This window comes from Pseudomonas fluorescens (genome assembly GCF_902497895.1).
GTDB classification, from domain to species: Bacteria; Pseudomonadota; Gammaproteobacteria; order Pseudomonadales; family Pseudomonadaceae; genus Aquipseudomonas; species Aquipseudomonas fluorescens_BP.
The window spans coordinates 1-17800 of the sequence record NZ_CABVHQ010000095.1 but is presented as its reverse complement, the minus strand read 5'-3'; the positions used below and the strand labels follow the sequence as shown (position 1 = coordinate 17800).

The 17800-nt window shown below is 58.3% G+C and carries 14 protein-coding genes and 4 pseudogenes; 12 read left to right on the top strand and 6 right to left on the bottom strand.

What is annotated here, in order from left to right:
• Window positions 1–221: 221 nt before the first annotated feature.
• From F8N21_RS28155 to F8N21_RS28145, 3 genes are all read right to left on the bottom strand, one after another.
• The gene (locus F8N21_RS28155; RefSeq protein ID WP_150645246.1) at window positions 222–659 is read right to left on the bottom strand and encodes an RDD family protein; all 438 of its coding nucleotides are present in this window, start codon (window positions 657–659) and stop codon (window positions 222–224) included.
• A gap of 139 nt (window positions 660–798) precedes the next feature.
• Window positions 799–1086: a hypothetical protein gene (locus tag F8N21_RS28150; RefSeq protein WP_150645245.1), complete on the bottom strand. Its 288-nt coding sequence runs from the start codon at window positions 1084–1086 to the stop codon at window positions 799–801.
• A gap of 282 nt (window positions 1087–1368) precedes the next feature.
• Window positions 1369–1725, bottom strand: a complete 357-nt coding sequence (locus F8N21_RS28145) for a hypothetical protein (protein ID WP_150645244.1) — start codon at window positions 1723–1725, stop codon at window positions 1369–1371.
• A gap of 270 nt (window positions 1726–1995) precedes the next feature.
• Between F8N21_RS28145 and F8N21_RS28140 the strand changes: the two genes are divergently transcribed.
• The 4 genes from F8N21_RS28140 to F8N21_RS28125 all read left to right on the top strand — a co-directional run bounded on the left by F8N21_RS28140 (window position 1996) and on the right by F8N21_RS28125 (window position 3786).
• Entirely contained in the window at window positions 1996–2367 is a 372-nt protein-coding gene (locus tag F8N21_RS28140; protein WP_150645243.1) for a cupin domain-containing protein, read from the top strand.
• Window positions 2368–2472: 105 nt separating this feature from the next.
• Window positions 2473–2775 carry a hypothetical protein gene (locus F8N21_RS28135; protein WP_150645242.1) on the top strand — a complete coding sequence of 101 codons (303 nt, stop codon included), beginning with the start codon at window positions 2473–2475 and terminating at the stop codon, window positions 2773–2775.
• Window positions 2776–2844: 69 nt separating this feature from the next.
• Entirely contained in the window at window positions 2845–3081 is a 237-nt protein-coding gene (locus tag F8N21_RS28130) for a hypothetical protein (protein WP_150645241.1), read from the top strand.
• A gap of 279 nt (window positions 3082–3360) precedes the next feature.
• Window positions 3361–3786: a hypothetical protein gene (locus tag F8N21_RS28125; RefSeq protein ID WP_150645240.1), complete on the top strand. Its 426-nt coding sequence runs from the start codon at window positions 3361–3363 to the stop codon at window positions 3784–3786.
• A gap of 68 nt (window positions 3787–3854) precedes the next feature.
• On the opposite strand, the gene F8N21_RS28120 is transcribed toward F8N21_RS28125, so the two are convergent.
• Window positions 3855–5696, bottom strand: a complete 1842-nt coding sequence (locus tag F8N21_RS28120; RefSeq protein ID WP_150645239.1) for a glycoside hydrolase family 15 protein — start codon at window positions 5694–5696, stop codon at window positions 3855–3857.
• A 270-nt stretch (window positions 5697–5966) separates the two neighbouring features.
• Here F8N21_RS28120 and F8N21_RS28115 point away from each other — a divergent pair, with 270 nt between their 5' ends.
• Entirely contained in the window at window positions 5967–7139 is a 1173-nt protein-coding gene (locus F8N21_RS28115) for an MFS transporter (RefSeq protein ID WP_150645238.1), read from the top strand.
• Window positions 7140–7325: 186 nt separating this feature from the next.
• Here F8N21_RS28115 and F8N21_RS28110 read toward each other — a convergent pair.
• A pseudogene (locus F8N21_RS28110) lies at window positions 7326–7802 on the bottom strand (cupin-like domain-containing protein); the annotation flags it as partial.
• Between the two features lie 359 nt (window positions 7803–8161).
• Between F8N21_RS28110 and F8N21_RS28105 the strand changes: the two are divergent.
• The 6 genes and pseudogenes from F8N21_RS28105 (at window position 8162) to F8N21_RS28080 (ending at window position 15887) form a co-directional block, all read left to right on the top strand.
• A complete protein-coding gene (locus F8N21_RS28105; protein WP_224788307.1) occupies window positions 8162–8893 on the top strand; it encodes a thioesterase II family protein in 732 nt (243 codons plus the stop codon).
• Window positions 8894–9213: 320 nt separating this feature from the next.
• Window positions 9214–10230: pseudogene (locus tag F8N21_RS28100) on the top strand (condensation domain-containing protein); the annotation flags it as partial.
• Window positions 10231–10289: 59 nt separating this feature from the next.
• Window positions 10290–10757: pseudogene (locus F8N21_RS28095) on the top strand (SidA/IucD/PvdA family monooxygenase); the annotation flags it as partial.
• A 362-nt stretch (window positions 10758–11119) separates the two neighbouring features.
• A complete protein-coding gene (locus tag F8N21_RS28090; RefSeq protein WP_150645236.1) occupies window positions 11120–11566 on the top strand; it encodes a response regulator in 447 nt (148 codons plus the stop codon).
• Window positions 11567–11993: 427 nt separating this feature from the next.
• Window positions 11994–12638 carry a response regulator transcription factor gene (locus F8N21_RS28085; RefSeq protein WP_150645235.1) on the top strand — a complete coding sequence of 215 codons (645 nt, stop codon included), beginning with the start codon at window positions 11994–11996 and terminating at the stop codon, window positions 12636–12638.
• A complete protein-coding gene (locus F8N21_RS28080; RefSeq protein ID WP_150645234.1) occupies window positions 12639–15887 on the top strand; it encodes an ATP-binding protein in 3249 nt (1082 codons plus the stop codon).
• A gap of 18 nt (window positions 15888–15905) precedes the next feature.
• Here the strand turns inward: F8N21_RS28080 and dkgB are convergent, their stop codons facing one another.
• A complete protein-coding gene (gene dkgB, locus F8N21_RS28075) occupies window positions 15906–16709 on the bottom strand; it encodes a 2,5-didehydrogluconate reductase DkgB (RefSeq protein ID WP_150645233.1) in 804 nt (267 codons plus the stop codon).
• Between the two features lie 803 nt (window positions 16710–17512).
• On the opposite strand from dkgB, the pseudogene F8N21_RS30635 reads away from it, so the two are divergent.
• Window positions 17513–17800, top strand: a pseudogene (locus tag F8N21_RS30635) (hypothetical protein); the annotation flags it as partial.

The following is a 17800-nucleotide window of genomic DNA, read 5'->3' as shown; positions in this document are numbered from 1 at the left end:
CATGCCGAGCCTAGGCGAGGCACCGAATGGCGGGGCAAAAGCCCTTGGTTACTTGGGGCTTTTCCAAGTGACCCGCTGTAAGAGCGGAACCATAAGTGGCCGTTACCGCAGAAACGGATATGTACACCAAAGAAAAAACCCGGTCGGCTTTCAGGCCGCCATCCATTTTCTTAAGTGAACAGCATTACAGTCTAGTGCTGGGCTTTGTGATTTATCAGCGATCAACTATGGGACGTGGCAGAGAATGACATTTGCGCGCGTAGTTGAGCCAGGTCTTTTGCCGCGATGACATAGGTTCTAGCCAGCATGTCACCGACTCGTTGGCAGCGTTCGGATTGGGCGAAAATGAAGATTGTGATTATCCCCAAGGGCGCCTCGATCATTCTGGTTATCCCTCGAATCAGCGTTTGCACAAGTGTTGGAGGGTCGCCTGCACCATTGATAACGATAATTCCAAAGACGTATTTTCCGGGAGTTCTACCGTTGAACAGCCACTCGCAAAGCGGGTATAGGAACAGATACACGAAAACTAACTCGCCCCCTCCAAAGGGAAGATTTTCTTGGCTGTCAAGCCATAGGCTAATCAGGATAATTGCTCCGAAGTCGACGAAATAGGCTCCCGCGCGCCGAATTAATAGGGACGTCCTTGATACTTCCATGTTGTTCTTCCTGAGGGTTGTAGGCGGCTTACAGCCGGACAGCTTCTCATACGTAATGGCTAAACACCATTTCCCGGTTAGTACGATGAGGCGTCTGTACGGCTAAGAGGTGGAGTGTAGTGGTCACCAACTTTCTTCATCAGCGATAGATAGAAAACTCAAGGTCAGACATTAATTGCAGACGACCAACTTTCATTCCTTGCCTTGCCAGTACCATCTCTTCCAGAATTTCCCGGGCAAGCCTGGCGATTGAATCGTTGCCGGGGTAATTCGATCTGACTATGCCAGTGATCGCGAAATGATCCGAGTCGGGTCCGGTCAAAACCGCTGAAAGAGTACCATCTGGATGAAGGCTGCATTCAACCAGGTAGCTGGGAAGCCGTGCCGCCAGGGCTGCTTGTATTTCGCCCTTATTGAGCGTGTCCATTTGGACGTTTTTCCTGCGGGAAGTGTAGAGCTCTTGATCGTAGGCTCTATTCTGTCTCTGTAAATAATGGCTTTCTACCATCGAAACATTTGTACGAACCAGAGGTTGCCCATTATTGCTTCATGCAGAAATTTCGCCTGCAATCACCGGCCGATTACCTCCATCAAATCGCAGCCGTCGCGTAGCGGAATGAGGGCACGGCAGGGTGGAAAACTCTCAGGCTCGCGATCGAGTCGGGATGTACGGCGCACCACCCGCGGTGATGCGGCGCACTTGAACCTGCTAATGATGGAGTCGCCGGGAAATCTCTTCATAAGTCGTGCTGTCAACGGCAGCCAGCAGCTTTCTGTCGTCCTTGAGTGTCGCGATAAAAGTCACTTCGGTTTCCTTGCCCGCCAGCATGAATCCGGCGATAGCCCCTATGGGGCCGAGCAACATGGCACCGGCGATGCCGAAACCTATGGCGTCCTTGACGTTGTTTATGGATTCCTCATTGGCGATTTCCAGCGTTTTAAACGCTGTGAGGGGGAGGGTGATACCGGGCCAACGATTGAGAGAGGTCCTGAGGGTGAAGATGCCGTTTTGGTATTCCCCATCACCCTGCAGAAAGTCTCCCGCCAAGACTGTGATGTTTGCCATTTGGATATTCCCTGGGTGGCAATCGGTGGAGAACCATTGCGCGCTTGATGGCTGCGCACGTCAATCTTGTGGCGATGAAATGCAACGCCATCCCCCGTGCTTTTTTTCGCGGTCGTGCTGGTTACGCGATCAGGTGCCAATCCTCGGGTTACCTCGATTAAGGGGCTAGAATTATTAGATGTATCAATGCAGTGCGATGCTGATGGTCTGTCGGCGCCTGAGTCATTTGCGTTGTTGCAGACTTTACAGCCACTCATTCGAGGGCATGTCATGTCGATTAACGAACAAAAGATTGAGCATAAGTCCTTCTCGGAACCCGACGAAACGCGCGAATTTTCTCACGGCAAAGCTGAAATCCTGAGAATTGGCAATTCAGAGGTTGGGCGTTTCACCTTCAAACCCGGGTGGCGCTGGACTAATGACATCCAGCCGCTGGCCCGGACACCTACCTGTCAGGCGCCCCACTTTCAGTATCACGTCGCTGGCAGACTGGCGATTCTCATGGATGACGGCACTGAGATCATTGCAGGGCCGGGAGACATTACTTCACTGCCGGCCGGCCACGATGCGTGGGTGGTCGGTGACGAAGCGGTGGTGGTGGTCGACTGGTTTGGCGCCAGTAACTTTGCCCGCAAGGCTTGAAATGCCAGGACGCAATTCGTCGTCAGGCTATGGATGGTGGCGTGCAATGGGGGTAGGTTGGAGTATTGATCAGTAGATGAAAGCGCAAGCTTTCAAGGTGGACCCATGTCTCTTTATGTAGTGAGTGGCGTTCGCAGGAATGAGGCCGGGATTGTCGAATACCTCAAGTGGGCGCCCTATGGCGGAGATGAACCTCACCAGAGTGGCAACGAAGAGGTTGTGCCAGTTTCAGTAGTGGTGGCTTCCATTGATGACGGCGACATCATCGATACGCTCTTTATTGCCGAGGGCCAGCAGGTCCATGGCGGTCGGCTGGTTCTCAAGGCGCTCCCGGATGGCCACGTGACCGTCGAAGTTGAAGAGCATGGGGGCTCGGGGAGATCCATCAAGGATTTACCTGACTTTTAACAATCGTGCACCCGAGTAAGGGGACTCGGGTGTTCCTGACTGAAACTTGAACTTCAGAGGGCTGCGGTGATGACTGAACGCCATGTGGATCACCGGGAAACGCTTTCCAATGGCTGCAGGATCGAAGTTAAAGCGCAGATCCTGAAGGATGGTTCCCTGCTGCTGCTGGTGAATGTTCATGCGCCGAACGGAAAGGTCATCGTCGAGGACTACGCCCCGGAACTGCATAATCTGGACATGGAGGCCGCCATGGATTTGGCGATAGGTATTGCCAGAAGCATAGGTAATGGCCAGAGAACGCTGTAGCGGTCAGGATCCCTCTGCCGGCTACGGATTTTCTCATCTGCGCGACATTCCTTTCACGAATTATTCACAAGCGGCTGCGTAGGCTCAAATCATCCGTTAAAAAGCAAATCCATTAAGCCCGTTCCCCAGCGGGCTTTTTTTTTGCCTGGGTGAAAACTCTTCCCGCAAAAAATGTCCAATCCCCTGCATCTCGCAGGGATTTAGCAGGTTCCGGTGCGTAACTTGCTATCATCCAGAATTCTTCCCCTTCAATATTCAGCATTTTTTGAGGTTCACATCATGCGTTTAACATTGCCCACAATGGTTCTTGGGCTTTTGGTCGCTCAGGGTGCAATGGCGGCAGGCGATGGTACAGCCGCGGTTGGCGGTGGTCTTGGTGGTGCATTAGGGAACGTGGTGGGCCAGCAGCTCGGTGGCAGCACCGGTGCAGCGATTGGCGCCGGGGTTGGCGGCGCAGCGGGGAGTGCCGTGGGCGCTCGCAAGGGCAGCCGGACTGAAGCCGCGATTGGCGGTGGTATCGGCTCGGCGGGCGGTTCGGTGATCGGTAACAAGCTCGGTGGTTCGACCGGCTCCACTATCGGTGCCGGCCTTGGTGGCGCGGCGGGCGGTGCAGTGGGTAGCAACCTGGCCAATGATAACGACAGTCATTCCAGCGGCCGCAAGCACAAGCACGGCCACAAGCGTAAGCACCACAAACACGACTGAGTCCTTGATCAGTTGATGTGATTGAAGCCCGGCCGAGTGCCGGGCTTTTTCGTTTTTGGTTCAGGCCCTTATGGCTGCCAAAGGGTTTTCTCGCCACTCAACCGGCGATCAAGAAAACTCGCTGCGCTGATCAGTGCCAGGTGGGTCAGTGCTTGCGGAGTATTGCCCAGATGCCGGGCATGGCTGTCGAACTCTTCGGCGTACAGCCCGAGCGGGTTGGCGTAGCGCAGCAGTTGTTCGAATTCCAGCTGGGCTTTTTCCACCTGACCGGCGCGGGCCAGGCATTCGACGTACCAGAACGAGCATGCGGCAAAGGCGCCTTCGGTGCCGGGCAGGCCATCGATCTGGCTATCGTCGTTGCGATAGCGATAGACCATGCCGTCGCGCACCAGGCTTTTCTCGATGGCTTGCAGGGTAGATAACCAGCGTGGATCGGTAGCGGCGACGAAACGTACCAGTGGCATCAGCAGCATCGAGCCGTCGAGGCTGGTACTGCCGAGGTGCTGGACGAAATGCCGGCGTTCCTCGTTCCAGAAATTGCTCCAGATGTCTTCGTAGATCGCTTGTCGGGTCTGGTCCCAGCGGGCGAACGGCGCGGGCAGAGAGCGTTTGGAAGCCAGGCGGATGGCGCGGTCGACGGCAACCCAACACATCAGCCGGGAGTGCAGAAAGTGATGCTGTTCACCGCGCATTTCCCAGATGCCGACATCTTTTTGCTGCCAACTTTCGCAGACCTGGTCGATGACCTCGATGGTGTGCCGCCAGCCCTCGTGGGAGATGGCTTCACCGTATTTGTTGACCAGGTACACGGCGTCCATCAGCTCGCCGAAAATATCCAGCTGGATCTGCTCGTACGCCTGGTTGCCGATCCGCACCGGCACCGCATTGCCGTGCCCGGACAGGTGCGACAACTCGATTTCCGGTAACTCCTGGCGGCCGTCGATAGCGTACAGAATGTTCAGCTTCATCGATTTGCCGCTGCAATCGCTGACCCGTCCGCGCAGCCAGCGCATATAGGCGTTGGCTTCGTCGACGAAGCCCAGGCGCATGAAGGCGTAGACGGTGAACGAGGCGTCGCGGATCCAGGTGTAGCGGTAATCCCAGTTGCGTTCGCCACCCGGGGTTTCCGGCAGGCCGAAGGTCGCCGCAGCGAGGATGGCCCCGTGTTTGCGCGAGGTCAGCAGCTTCAGCGCCAGCGCCGAACGGTTGACCATTTCCCGCCAACGGCCGCGATAGTTGGAGTGGCCGATCCAGTCGCGCCAAAACTTCAGAGTGCGCATCAGGCACAGCTCGCTGCACCCCGGTTGCACCCGCGGGTCGTCGATCCCGCCGAGAATGAATTCGGCGCACTGGTCCAGTTCGAGCACGAATTCAGCGCTGGCGGCGTGTTCGTCGAGCTGCATCGGCTGGCTTGAAGCCAGGCGTAAACCGGGTTGAGCGGGCGCCTCGAAGCACACATACGGACCTTGTGCTCGCGCCTCGGTGCGCGCTCGGGCGTAATCGTGACGTACCGCGCAATGCATGCGAATGCTGGCTTTGCCGCTGATCACACGCACCCGGCGGATCAACAGCGGCAAATCATCCTCGGTGTCGCCGATGGCCAGCAGATCGGTAACTTCCACCACGGCACTGTCGCTCAACCAGCGGGTCTGCAGCACATTGCTGTCAGGCAGGTAGATTTGTTCGCGGCGGCCATCGGGCAGATCCGGCGCCAGTTGAAAGATCCCTGCGGCCGGGGTGTCGAGCAGGGAACAGAAGATCGACGGGCTGTCGAATTCCGGCCAGCAGAAGAAGTCGACACTGCCCTTGTCATTGACCAGCGCCGCGCTGCGCATGTCGCCGATGATGCCGTGGGCGTCGATCGGGCTCTGTCGTTCGGTGCTTTGTCGTTCTGAATGAGGGGCAGTCATTGCCATGGAACTCCGGATAGAGGGCCTAATTAGCTGACTGGTGGGTGGGGATAGAGTTCAGCATCGGGTAGTTGATTTGGACCTGAAGGTGCGTGTGAAGCCGAAAAGATCGCAGCCTGCGGCAGCTCCTACGCCGACCGCGTCTACCCGCAAACTCAAGATTGCCCCAAACCCCGTAGGAGCTGCCGCAGGCTGCGATCTTTTGATCTTTGCTTCAGTGCGATTGCAGTTTGTGGCAAGTTGCAGGCCCCCTGATGAGGCTGGAACCAGATGGCAAACCCCTATCGCGAGTTATTCAACGCTCCCGGCGCCAGAGCCTTTGTGCTGGCGGGGATGATCGCGCGGATGCCGATCTCCATGACCGGCATCGGGCTGATCACCATGCTCGCGCAATTGCAGGGCGGTTACGCGCTGGCAGGGTCGGTGGCGGCCACCTTTGCCTTGGCCACGGCACTTTGCGCACCGCAGGTATCGCGCATGGTCGATCGTTTCGGGCAGGGGCGGGTTTTGCCAGTGTCGGCGCTGGTCGGTGGCGGGGCCTTGTTGATGGTGTTGCTCTGCACCCGCTTGCAGGCGCCGAACTGGACGCTGTTTGTGTTTGCCGCGCTGGCTGGCTGCATGCCGAGCATGTCGGCGATGGTGCGGGCTCGCTGGACCGAGTTGTATCGCGGTCAGCCGCAGTTGCAGACGGCCTATGCGCTGGAGTCGGTGCTGGACGAGGTGTGTTTTATCGTTGGCCCGCCGTTGTCGGTGGGGTTGTGCGTAGTCGTATTTCCCGAGGCCGGTCCGCTGGCGGCGTTGCTGATGCTGGCGGTCGGCGTGACGGCGTTTGTCTTGCAGCGTGGAACCGAGCCGCCAGTGCATCCCCATGAGGCCCATCACCAGGGCTCGATCATTCGTTCGGGAGCGATTCGTCTGTTGTGCCTGTTGATGGTTGCCCTGGGCACTATCGTCGGTGTGGTTGATGTAGTCAGCGTGGCCTTTGCCCAGCAGCAGGGCCAGCCGGCGGCTGCGAGTATCGTGCTGTCGGTGTACGCCATTGGCTCGTGTCTGGCCGGGCTGGCCTTTGGCGCGTTGAAACTGGACATCCCGTTGCCCCGGCTGTTTCTGTATGGCGGGGTGGCGACGGCGGTGACCACGCTGCCGCTGCTGTTGGCCAGCGATATCTTCGGCCTGTCGATGGCGGTGTTCGTGTCCGGGCTGTTTTTCGCCCCGACCTTGATCGTCGCCATGGCCCTGGTGGAAAACCTTGTACCGCCGGCCAAGCTCACCGAAGGCCTTACCTGGCTGGTCACGGGACTGAGCATCGGGGTGGCGATCGGCGCGGCCAGCGCGGGCTGGCTGGTGGATGCCTTCGGCGCCCGCAGCGGTTTCTGGGTGGCGCTGGCGGCGGGAGTCGTGGTGTTGGGCGCGGCGATCCAGAGCTATCGACGGCTGGGTTGATTGTCGACACTTGTACCTGTGGGAGCGGGCTTGCCCTGTAGGCGAGAACTCCCGTAACCGCTGTGCTCGCGGTTTATCTGCAACACTGAGGCGCAGGGTTTTACGGCTGCTTCGCAGCCGGACGCTGCCTCGTTCTACTCGACAGCTGCTACGCCCTACGCCCTGCCAGGCATCATATGTTGATTCGCCCTCGGGTGAAGTCGACCAGGTACCCAGAGCTTCGCGATGGTGGGGGGCGGCGAGGGTGAAGGATTTCTGGCCCCAGACCTGGGCGAACAGATTGTCGGTGTCATCGCGGTGCAGCGGGGTCAGGGTGCCTTTGGGGCCGATCCAGATCCGCGGGGCAATGAACAACGACTGCTCGAAGTAGGGCGGGTATTTGATCTGCTGCATCAACTGCGCCGGCAGGATGTTGTTGCCCATATAGGCCGGCGGCTCGCCATTGGCGCCTTTGACCGCCGGAGTCTCCAGCGAGGCGATGAAATCGGCCATGGAGGTGGAGCGAAAGTCGCGTTCGGTGGAGAAGGTCTTCTTCACGTAGTCGCCATGGCGGGTGATGCCTTGCAGCTCGGCGAAATGCACCAGCGACTCTTCGCGACTGAGTTTGAACAGTGGCCAGTCCTGCAGGGCATCGCTGATCACCAGCGGGATGCCATAGAGCAGTTAGCGCTGCTGGAACTTGGCCGCGCCACCCATGATCCCCAGGAAGTCCTTTTCCGTGACTTCGATGGTCACGTCGGGATTGGCGTGGCGGCCGGCTTCGGTGCGGCTTTGCATCTTGACCTCGGACCAGAACGCCAGCTGCGGCGCGAACACGAACTGAAAGACGCCTTCGATGCCAACCGCGCCGGCATTGGCAAACAGCTTTGACAGGATGGTCTGCAGGTCCACGACTATGCCTCTTGTTGGTTTTGGTCTGATCAGGGAACGAGCGCGCTGCCGGGAAATTTATGTCTGCGCGACTAATTCGTCCGGCCCTTTATCCGTTCCTTTGTTACAGACAATTTAATGAGGTAACCGCGGTGACCAAGCTGACACTGCTGTGCCTGCCGTATTCCGGGGCCAGTGCCATGGTCTACAGCCGCTGGCGGAGCAAGCTGCCGCAGTGGCTGCAGTTGCAACCGGTGGAGCTGCCGGGACGCGGCGCACGTTTTGACGAACCCTTGCAGACCGACATGCGTACCCTGGCGCTGCAACTGGCCAAAGAATGCATGCCCTCGTTGAGGGCGCCGTATGCCTTGTTCGGTCATAGCCTGGGTGCCCTGCTGGCCTGCGAGATGGCCCATGCCCTACGTGGGCTGGGGTGTCCGGAGCCGGTGGCGTTGTTCCCGTCGGGTACCGCGGCGCCGACCCAGCGCGCGGAATACGATCGAGAGCTGTCAGTACCGAAAACCGATGCGCAGTTGATCGACCAGCTGCGCACCCTTGAGGGCACCAGCGAAGAAGTGCTGGCCAATGAAGAGTTGATGAGCCTGACCTTACCCGTGCTGCGCGCCGACTTTCTGTTGTACGGCAGTTTCAACCCGGCGCCCCGACCGCTGCTCAAATGCCCGGTGCATGTGCTCGGCGGCACGACGGACCGGGCCAGCACCGAACAACTGATTGGCTGGCGCAAGGAAACCCGGGGCAGCTTTTCGGTAGACATGCTGGCCGGTGGGCATTTCTTCATTCATGAGCATGAGGCCAAGGTGCTGCGGATGATCAAGAGTCACCTGGAGATTCATCACCGGCGTCATTTCCAGGCGGCTGTGTAGAGAGGAGCGGCAAGCCTGATTGATGTGTCCGGCACTGTACCTGTGGGAGCGAGCTTGCTCGCGATGAAGGCGATGCGGTCTTTCAGGTGCACCGAGTTATCGTTCATCGCGAGCAAGCTCGCTCCCACATTGGATCTGCTTCCAGCCCGGCTTTATATGACCGCCCACAAGGCCTGTGGGCGTGGTTTTTGCCGGTCTTTTTCCGCTCTGCACCCTCCCTTCTGATACTTGTTCTCACTCGCTAATTTTTCCCGGCTGCATTCGTTTTATAGGGACGACGTGCCTTTGTGCTTCCTGCCTATTGATCCGGATGCTAAGAAATGAATGCTGATGACTCCTTGAAACTCGCTCGCCGGTTTATCGGGTTGCCCCTGGAAAAGCGCCGGATTTTTCTGGCCGCCTTGCAGAAGGAGGGCGTGGATTTCGCTCAGTTGCCGATTCCGGCAGGGGTCGAGGCTCAGGATCGTCAAGCAGTGTCTTATGCCCAGCAGCGCATGTGGTTTCTCTGGCAGCTGGATCCGCAGAGCGGCGCCTACAACCTGCCAGGTGCCGTGCGCCTGAAGGGGCAGTTGAATCTGCCGGCGATGGAGCAGGCGTTCGCCAGTCTGGTGGCGCGGCATGAAACCTTGCGCACGGTGTTTCAGCGTCAGCCCGACGACAGCCTGCAACAGGTCCCGGCGCAAGCGTCATTGGCTATCGAACAGCTCGACTTCAGTGCCTTGCCAGGTGTCGAGCGCGAGCAGGCGGTGGTGGCCGAAGCCGGGCAGCAGTCGCTATTGCCCTTCGATCTTTCAGTCGGGCCGCTGCTGCGGGTCAAGTTGCTCAAGCTCGACGAGCAAGAGCACGTCTTGTTGCTGACCTTGCACCATATCGTTTCCGATGGCTGGTCGATGAACGTGCTGATCGACGAGTTCATCCGCTGCTATGACGCCCATGATCGCGGCGATCAACCGCAGCTGGCACCGTTGCCAGTCCAGTACCGCGACTACGCGCTCTGGCAGCGCCGCTGGCTGGAGGCCGGCGAGCAGGCGCGGCAATTGGCGTATTGGCAAGCAAAGCTGGGCTTTGATCATCCGGTGCTGGAGTTGCCGACCGATCACCCGCGTCCGGCGATGCCCAGCTATCGCGGCACTCGTTATGAATTCGCGATCGACGGCGAGCTGGCCGAGCAATTGCGGGCCACGGCGCAGCAGCACAACATCACCCTGTTCATGTTATTGCTCGGCGCGTTCAACGTGCTGCTGCACCGTTACACCGGCCAGAACGATATCCGGGTCGGCGTGCCGATCGCCAACCGCAACCGCGCGGAAATCGAAGGCCTGATCGGCTTCTTGCTGGCGGTGGCTTCTTCGTTCTTGCGCAAAATGCTCTGGAACTGCCCGAGCTGCCGGCTCGCGACCTGATCGAACGCATCTACGGCATCTTTTACCGGCAGAAAGTTTCCGGAATCGCCCGCCACGCCTTCCGTACCCTGACCACCGTGGAAAAAGCCACTGCGACCGAACAGGGGGTGCAACTGGCGGTGCGCAACAATGCTACCGGTGAACTGAATGTTCGCCACTATGACGCGGTGGTGCTCGCCACCGGATATGAGCGGCAGATGCACCGCAAACTGCTTGCACCGCTTGAAGCCTGGTTGGGGGACTTCGAGGTGGACCGCAACTATCGGCTGCTCACCGATTCACGCTGCAAGGCCGGCATCTACATGCAGGGCTTCTGCCAGGCCAGCCATGGTTTAAGTGACACCTTGCTCTCGGTGTTGCCGATCCGCGCGGATGAGATTGCCACGTCGCAGTATGAGCATGGCAAGGCCCGCGGGCAGAGTCGTTCGGTGCGGGATTTGTTGTTGGCGACCGCCAGCTGAGATTGATGTGATCTTGAAAAGATCGCAGCCTGCGGCAGCTCCTACAGGATTTGCGTACACCTGCCATTTCGTGACTGTACGAGGTCGGTGTAGGAGCTGCCGCAGGCTGCGATCTTTTTGCGGCCGACCTGGATATTGCTACCTGACCCCTTCCTGAAGAATCTTTCGATTCACCTTATGAACACTACATCCACCGCCAGCCACTGGAGAGTGGTCCCGGGTCAATGAACGCGCATAAGGGAATGCCCTGAGTTTTTGAGAAAAGTCCTACATAAAATTCGCTGGGTCTCGCATAGCCTAGGTTTCTATCGGAAGTTGGCAGGCACGGGTCTGCTGGAACGTCATTGCCCTGGTCGCCAAATATGTTGAATAAAGCATTACGCATTCTGATTGCCGATGAGCAGCATTTTCATCGAATGAAAGTCGAGAGGCTGTTGAATCAGTTGGGCTATTTCCGGATAGCCCCGGTGAGTACCGTTGAAGAGCTTTTATCCCTGGTCGAGTATGGCTGCGAGCCGTTCGATCTGCTGCTGATCAGTGCTTCAATGACCGCCGGGTTCGATCTCGACTTGCTGGCGTTCTGTGTCGACAACGAGCAGATTCGGCGGGGGTTTATTTATGATGGCCAGCACGCGCAACGGGCGCCGATCCAGGCCCGTCACCGGCAGAAGATCCAGGTAAGCCTGGCACCCACGCCGGACTTCGAGTCGCTCAGGCGTTTGATGAGAAGTATCGATCCGCGCACTCAATATGCCGAAGTACCCGTGGTGCCCTGGCTACGCGATGCCTGCCAGAGCACTGCGGGCTAACGGGGCGGGCTGGCCTGTTCACCCTCTTTTCTTCAGGTTGTATTCCCGGGTGCGTTTTCAGCATCGAATCCTTGATTCGTTATCGGGCCTCAGAGAGAAGTCTTCCATTGAGTGCGGCTCGGTTCCTGTTTCCGCTTGATCTGAATCGGCGGGAGGGGATCGCGCAGGCCAGCAATCTCGAGCAGCAGATCAGCTGATCTCTCGTCATTTCGGCTCTGAACACGCAAGTTTTGAGGTTGCCGTTCGTCTGAACTGTCATTTCTGACAGGTAGATGCAGCAAATCTTGTCGTGTGAAAATTAACCGCGCACGGCGTGGGATTGATGCGTCGCCCAGCCTGTCAACCGCCCGCGGTTGAGCCGCTGAAGCCTGTTGGGGCAAAGACGTTTTCGCCACCGATACAGACCGGCGTTTATGTAGGAAATCAAATGAATAAACATTCGAAGACCCTGAAAGCTCTGGTTGTGGATGATCATCCAGTCATTCGGGCAGCAGTCAAAATGGTGCTCCAGAAGGAAAGGTTCCAGAAGATTCTGGAAGCCTGCAACGGCGTAGAGGCCGTGCAAACGGCCAAGGAACACAGGCCCGACCTTGTGGTCCTGGATATCAGCATGCCCAGAATGGACGGGTTGGAAGTCTTGAGCCGGCTCAAGGACCTGCAGTCGTCCGGCCGGATCCTGGTGTATACCGCCCTTGAGGCGATTTTCTATGCCCCGCGCTGCATGCGTAATGGAGCCTTCGGTTACATTTCCAAAACCAATGACCTGGAAGAGTTGGGCAAAGCGGTCAGTGCAGTGATGTCGGGTTATACCTACTTTCCTCAACTGTCTTGCAGCTCGGTGCATCTGGGGGATCTGCACTCCACGGAAATGCAGCTGATCGAGAAATTGTCCGATCGTGAGTTGACGATTTTTCAGGGCCTGGCGCGAGGTTTGAATAATAAGGACATTGCCGATTCGATGCACTTGAGCCACAAGACCATCAGCACTTACAAAACCCGATTGATCGAAAAGCTCAAGGTCACCTCGTTGGTCCACTTGCGCGATTACGCCATACGTAATCATCTGATCTGAATGAAAACCATCCTGCGCAAGGGGCTGGCTGCCTGGATACTGCTCGGTCTGCTGTTGCTGTGGTCCAGTGCCAGTGCCGAGACGCAAGCCTTGCATCTGCTAGGCCGCTCGAAGGTTCAGGATTACCGGGTAGAGCTCGATGAGGCTGACTGGCGCTGGCTGAGAAGCAAAGGGGAGTTACGGTTGGGAGCCTCGGCGCCGGACTATGCGCCATTCGATCTGACCCTCAACAACCAGGACTTTGAAGGGATCACCGCGGACTACGCGGACCTGCTCGCGCAGTTGCTGCACATCAGAATCGACGTGCTGCGCTATGAGTCACGTGAGGCGGTCATTGGCGCATTGAAGCGCGGGGAGCTGGATCTGTTAGGCACGGCCAACGGCTTCGAGGCCGCCGATCCGCAGTTGGCCATGTCTGAGGCGTACGCCGAAGATTTGCCGACACTGGTCACTCGTATTGGCGACAGCAGCGAGTTGCCACCCGACCTGGCAGGCAAACGCGTGGCCATGCTCAACCACTACCTGCCGCCCCAGGCCGTGCGCGACTTCTACCCCGATGCCAGTCTGCAACTTTACCCCTCGACCCTGAGCGCCATCGGCGCGGTAGCTTTTGGTCAGGCGGATGTCTACCTGGGCGACTCCATCAGCGCCAATTATCTGATCAACAATAACTACCTGAACAATGTCCAGCTGACAGACTTCTCCCGGCTGGAGATGAATCCTTTTGCCTTCGCCATGGATCGTGAAAACCAGCGCCTGCGGCGAATTGTCGACGCAGCGCTGGCGGTGATTCCGATCGGTGAACGGATGACCATCCTGCGCCGCTGGAGCTCCGGCAGCAGCAGCTTCACCGGCCAGCAGATGTTGCATTTCAGTGTCAGCGAGCAACGCTGGCTGGAAGAACATCCGCGGCTTAAAGTAGCGATTATCGATGACTTTGTGCCCCTTTCATTTATTGACGAAAAGGGTAAGTTGCTTGGGCTCAGTGCCCAGGTCCTGGCCAGGATCAGCCTGCGCACCGGGTTGAAGTTCGACGTGCTGCGGGGCAGTTCGTTGAACGAGCAAATCGAAAAAGTGCAGGAGGGCGAAGCCGATCTGCTGGCAGTTATTACCCCGAGCTCTGAACGTGAGTCCGAGTTGCGTTTCACTCGCCCCTACCTGGTCAACCCCTTTGTATTAGTCACCAGCACTCGCGCCGCGAGTCCGGACACTCTGGACGATATGGCTGGCAAGAGTCTGGCGCTGGTTCGCGGCAACGGGCTGCGTGAGTTTATTCTGGCCACGGTTCCAGGCATCCGTTTGATTGATGTGCAAAGCCAGGCCCAGGCGATGGAACAGGTAGCCAAGGGAGAGGCCGATGCCGCGCTGAATTCGCTGATCAGTGCGCGTTACATGATTTCCCGGCGCTACCGCGACCGCTTGCGCATCACCAGTACCGTGGGCACCGAGCCTGCGCGTATTTCCTTTGCCACCAACCGCGGTGCCCTCGAGCTGTATTCGATTCTGAACAAAGCCTTGTTAAGCATCCCGCCGGAAGAAATGGATGAGTTGGCCAATCGCTGGCGCAATGAGGTGGCGGTGGCGGACAGCTACTGGTTGCGTAATCGTCCGGCCATCGTCCGGGGTTTTGCCCTGGCTGCGGGATTGCTATTGCTGGCATTGAGCTGGATTGCCTACCAGCGCCGGCTGATTCGCACGCGTCAGCAGCTGTTGCAGCAACTGCAAGAAGCCAAGGACGCCGCGGACGATGCCAACCGGGCCAAGACCCGATTCCTGGCAACGATGAGCCATGAAATCCGGACCCCGATGAATGCGCTGATAGGCATGCTCGAACTGGCCATGAAACGGGCTGCGCAAGGCGTCACGGATCGTTTTTCGATAGGGGTCGCTTCCGCCGCCGCGCGGGACTTGCTGGACTTGATCGGCGACATTCTGGACATCGCGCGAATCGAATCGGGGCACCTTTCCCTGACCCCGGAGCGGGCCCATTTCCGGACACTGGTCGAGTCTGTGGTGAGAGTCTTCGAAGGCCTGGCTCGGGACAAGCTCCTGCGCCTGGTGCTGGAGCTGGACCACAAGAGTGACCGCGAGGTGCTGATCGACCCGCTGCGCTTCAAGCAGATTGTTTCCAATGTGCTGAGCAATGCCATCAAGTTTACCGACACAGGTGAAGTGCGCCTGAAGGTGCAGGTCGAGCCGGGCCTTCAGGCGGGGCATCTGGCCATTTGTCTGCGGGTCGAGGACACGGGAATCGGCATCAGCGTCCATGACCAGCAGCGATTGTTCAGTCCGTTCACTCAAGTCGGCAACCCTGCTCAATCGGGGCGTAGTGGATCAGGCCTGGGCTTGGTCATCAGCCGGTCCTTGTGTGAAATGATGGGCGGCACCTTGCAACTGAGCAGTGTCCCGGGCCAGGGGACGCAGATCGAGGTCAGGCTGCAGGTGCCGGCGCTGCAGGCGCTGGCCCAACCGACGATACCGGTCATGAATGAGCTGCTGCCCGCTCAACCGCTGAATATCCTGGTAGTGGATGATTACCCGGCCAATCGTCTGTTATTGACCCAGCAACTGAGCTATCTGGGCCATCGCATAGTAGAAGCCGAGGACGGCGTCCAGGGACTTGAATGCTGGCGAAATCATCAGTTCGACGTGGTCATTACCGACTGCAATATGCCGCACATGAGCGGCTACGAACTGGCCGCGCTCATTCGCGATGAAGAACAGGCCCGGGGTCTCGAGGCTTGCCTGATCCTTGGTTTTACCGCGAATGCCCAGCGCGAAGAAAAGCTTCGTTGCATGGAAGCGGGGATGGACGACTGCCTGTTCAAACCCATCAGCCTGCAGGACCTGAACGCCCGATTGGCTTCCAGAGCGCCAGGCACCACCTCGATACCGCTTGAAGAGAGCTGCACGCAGACATCCGCTGAAATTGACTTGAGCGGTCTGGAGCAATGGGTCGGCGCAGACCGGACGCTGATCGACAATCTGCTGGATGACCTGGCTTGCAGCAACAAAGAAGACCTGATCCAGCTCAAGAATTTTTACGCCAACCGCGACCGCCAAGCCCTCAGGGATCTGGCGCACCGGATCAAGGGCGGCGCCCGAATCGTCAAGGCGCAGCGGTTGATCCTCTGTTGCGAAGGTCTGGAGGCGGCCATTGGCGAGCGCGACATAGCATCGCTGACCCAGGCGGTCGCGGCCTTGCAAGAGGCTATGGAACGCCTGGATCGGTTCCTGCTACAGCGCTGATCGCGCCGGGTGAGTGGCTCAATCCCAGATCGGCGCGATGCCTTTGGGGCTGGTCAGACGCTGGCCCCGTTCAAGGGTGGCGATCAGCGCCATGTCGGCCGGACTCAAGATCAGGGCGCAGGCCTTGAGGTTGCTTGCAAGGTTGGCGCGCCGGGTGGAGGAGGGGATCACCGCGTAGCCCGACTGCATGGCCCAGGCCAGTGTGACTTGCGCCGCAGTGGCCTGAAGTCGATCGGCGATCTGCTGGATCAGCGGGTCCTTCAACACCTCGCCATAGGCCAGGGTCATGTACGAAGTAATGTGGATGCCCTGGCTTTGCGCGAACTCGACGACGGTACGGTTCTGCAGGTAGGGATGCAGTTCAATCTGGTGGGTGGCGATGTTCTCGGCACCGACGGCCGCGATGGCTTGCTTCATCAGGTCGACGGTAAAGTTGGAGATACCGATCTTGCGGGTCAGGCCTTGCTGTCGGGCGTCGAGCAGCGCGCCCATGAATTCGGCAACCGGTACCTGGTCTTCCGGTGATGGCCAATGAATCAGGGTCAAGTCCAGGTAATCGGTCTGCAGTTTGCGCAGGCTTTCCTTGAGACTATCGATCAGCTTGTCTTTGGCGAAGTTGGCGACCCAGATCTTGCTGGTAATAAACAGCTCGTCGCGGGGAATGCCACTATTGGCGATGGCCTGGCCGACCTCGGTTTCGTTCTCGTAGATCTGCGCGGTGTCGATCACTCGATAGCCCAGCTCAAGGCCGTTGCTCACCGAATCGATGAGCACCTGACCCTGCAAACGAAAAGTGCCGAGACCGAACGCGGGAATAGACATGCATGACTCCAAAGGTTGCAGTGGGAATGGCCACGAGTATCCCCATCCGTGTCTTCGAGAAAAACAGCCGAAATGGCAAACCAATGTTTACCGCAAGTCACGAATCGGGCCTCAAAAGATCACACCCGCAAAAGCAAGCTTGCTCGCGATATAGGCGGCCTTACAGCCGACCTGGCACGATCCCACTGTTGGAGCTGCCGAAGGCTGCGATCTCTCGATCTTGGCTTTTGGTCGGTGTACCTATCCATTTCTGCGGTAACGGCCACTTAATGTTTTCGGACTTGTTCGCCGGTGCGCTGGCTTCCTGCGATCACTCGAAAATAGTGCGGCATCCGATTTAACTAGCCACCGATTGTAGGGTGATTCGACAAGCGTTATAGGAACGCTCCTGATGATACTTCAGGGGGTGGAGTGGTCGCTGAAGATGATTCATTGTCGTTTGTAGGGAAGCGATCAGTGTCTGTCGGTTGGTGCTTTGCCCGTGTATTTAAAAAGGATTGAGTGTTGTGGCCGGCAGCTTTTTAAGTCGTGGCTCGGCTATGGCGAAGAGCAGCGGCCGTCCTCCGAAAGAACCCCGATCCCTATTAACCAGAACAATTTCGACAGCGTTTTGGCGAGGTTTCTCCGAGTCCTTGGGGCTTACGGATTTCTCTGGCTGACCCCTTTGCAAGGAGCGAAACACCGCATGAGCATTTTGTCCACTTGGCTTTTTGGACGGCGCTACAGTGACCGGAACTCGCGGTTTGATGTGCGCGATGCCCTGATCTTGCCGACGCCCGACGCCCGACACCCGTCCCGTCCCGTTGTCTCCGGAATCCAGTACCGACGCCCTGCAACCGTTGAAGAACTGGAGCCACCCGTTCAAGGATTCGCGCAACCCGCTGTTGCAGCTGACCCACTTGGCCAAGGCGGCGGCGGGCTATTATCCGCTGGGGATCAATGGCCTCTGGCACGGCGGCGTGCATTTCGACAGCGGCACCGCCAACGGCCTGGATCAATCCAGCGTGCAGTGCCTGGCCGATGGAGAGGTGGTGGCTTATCGCATCGACACGCACTCGCCAACCACGGCCTACTGGGTCCACAAGCTGTCC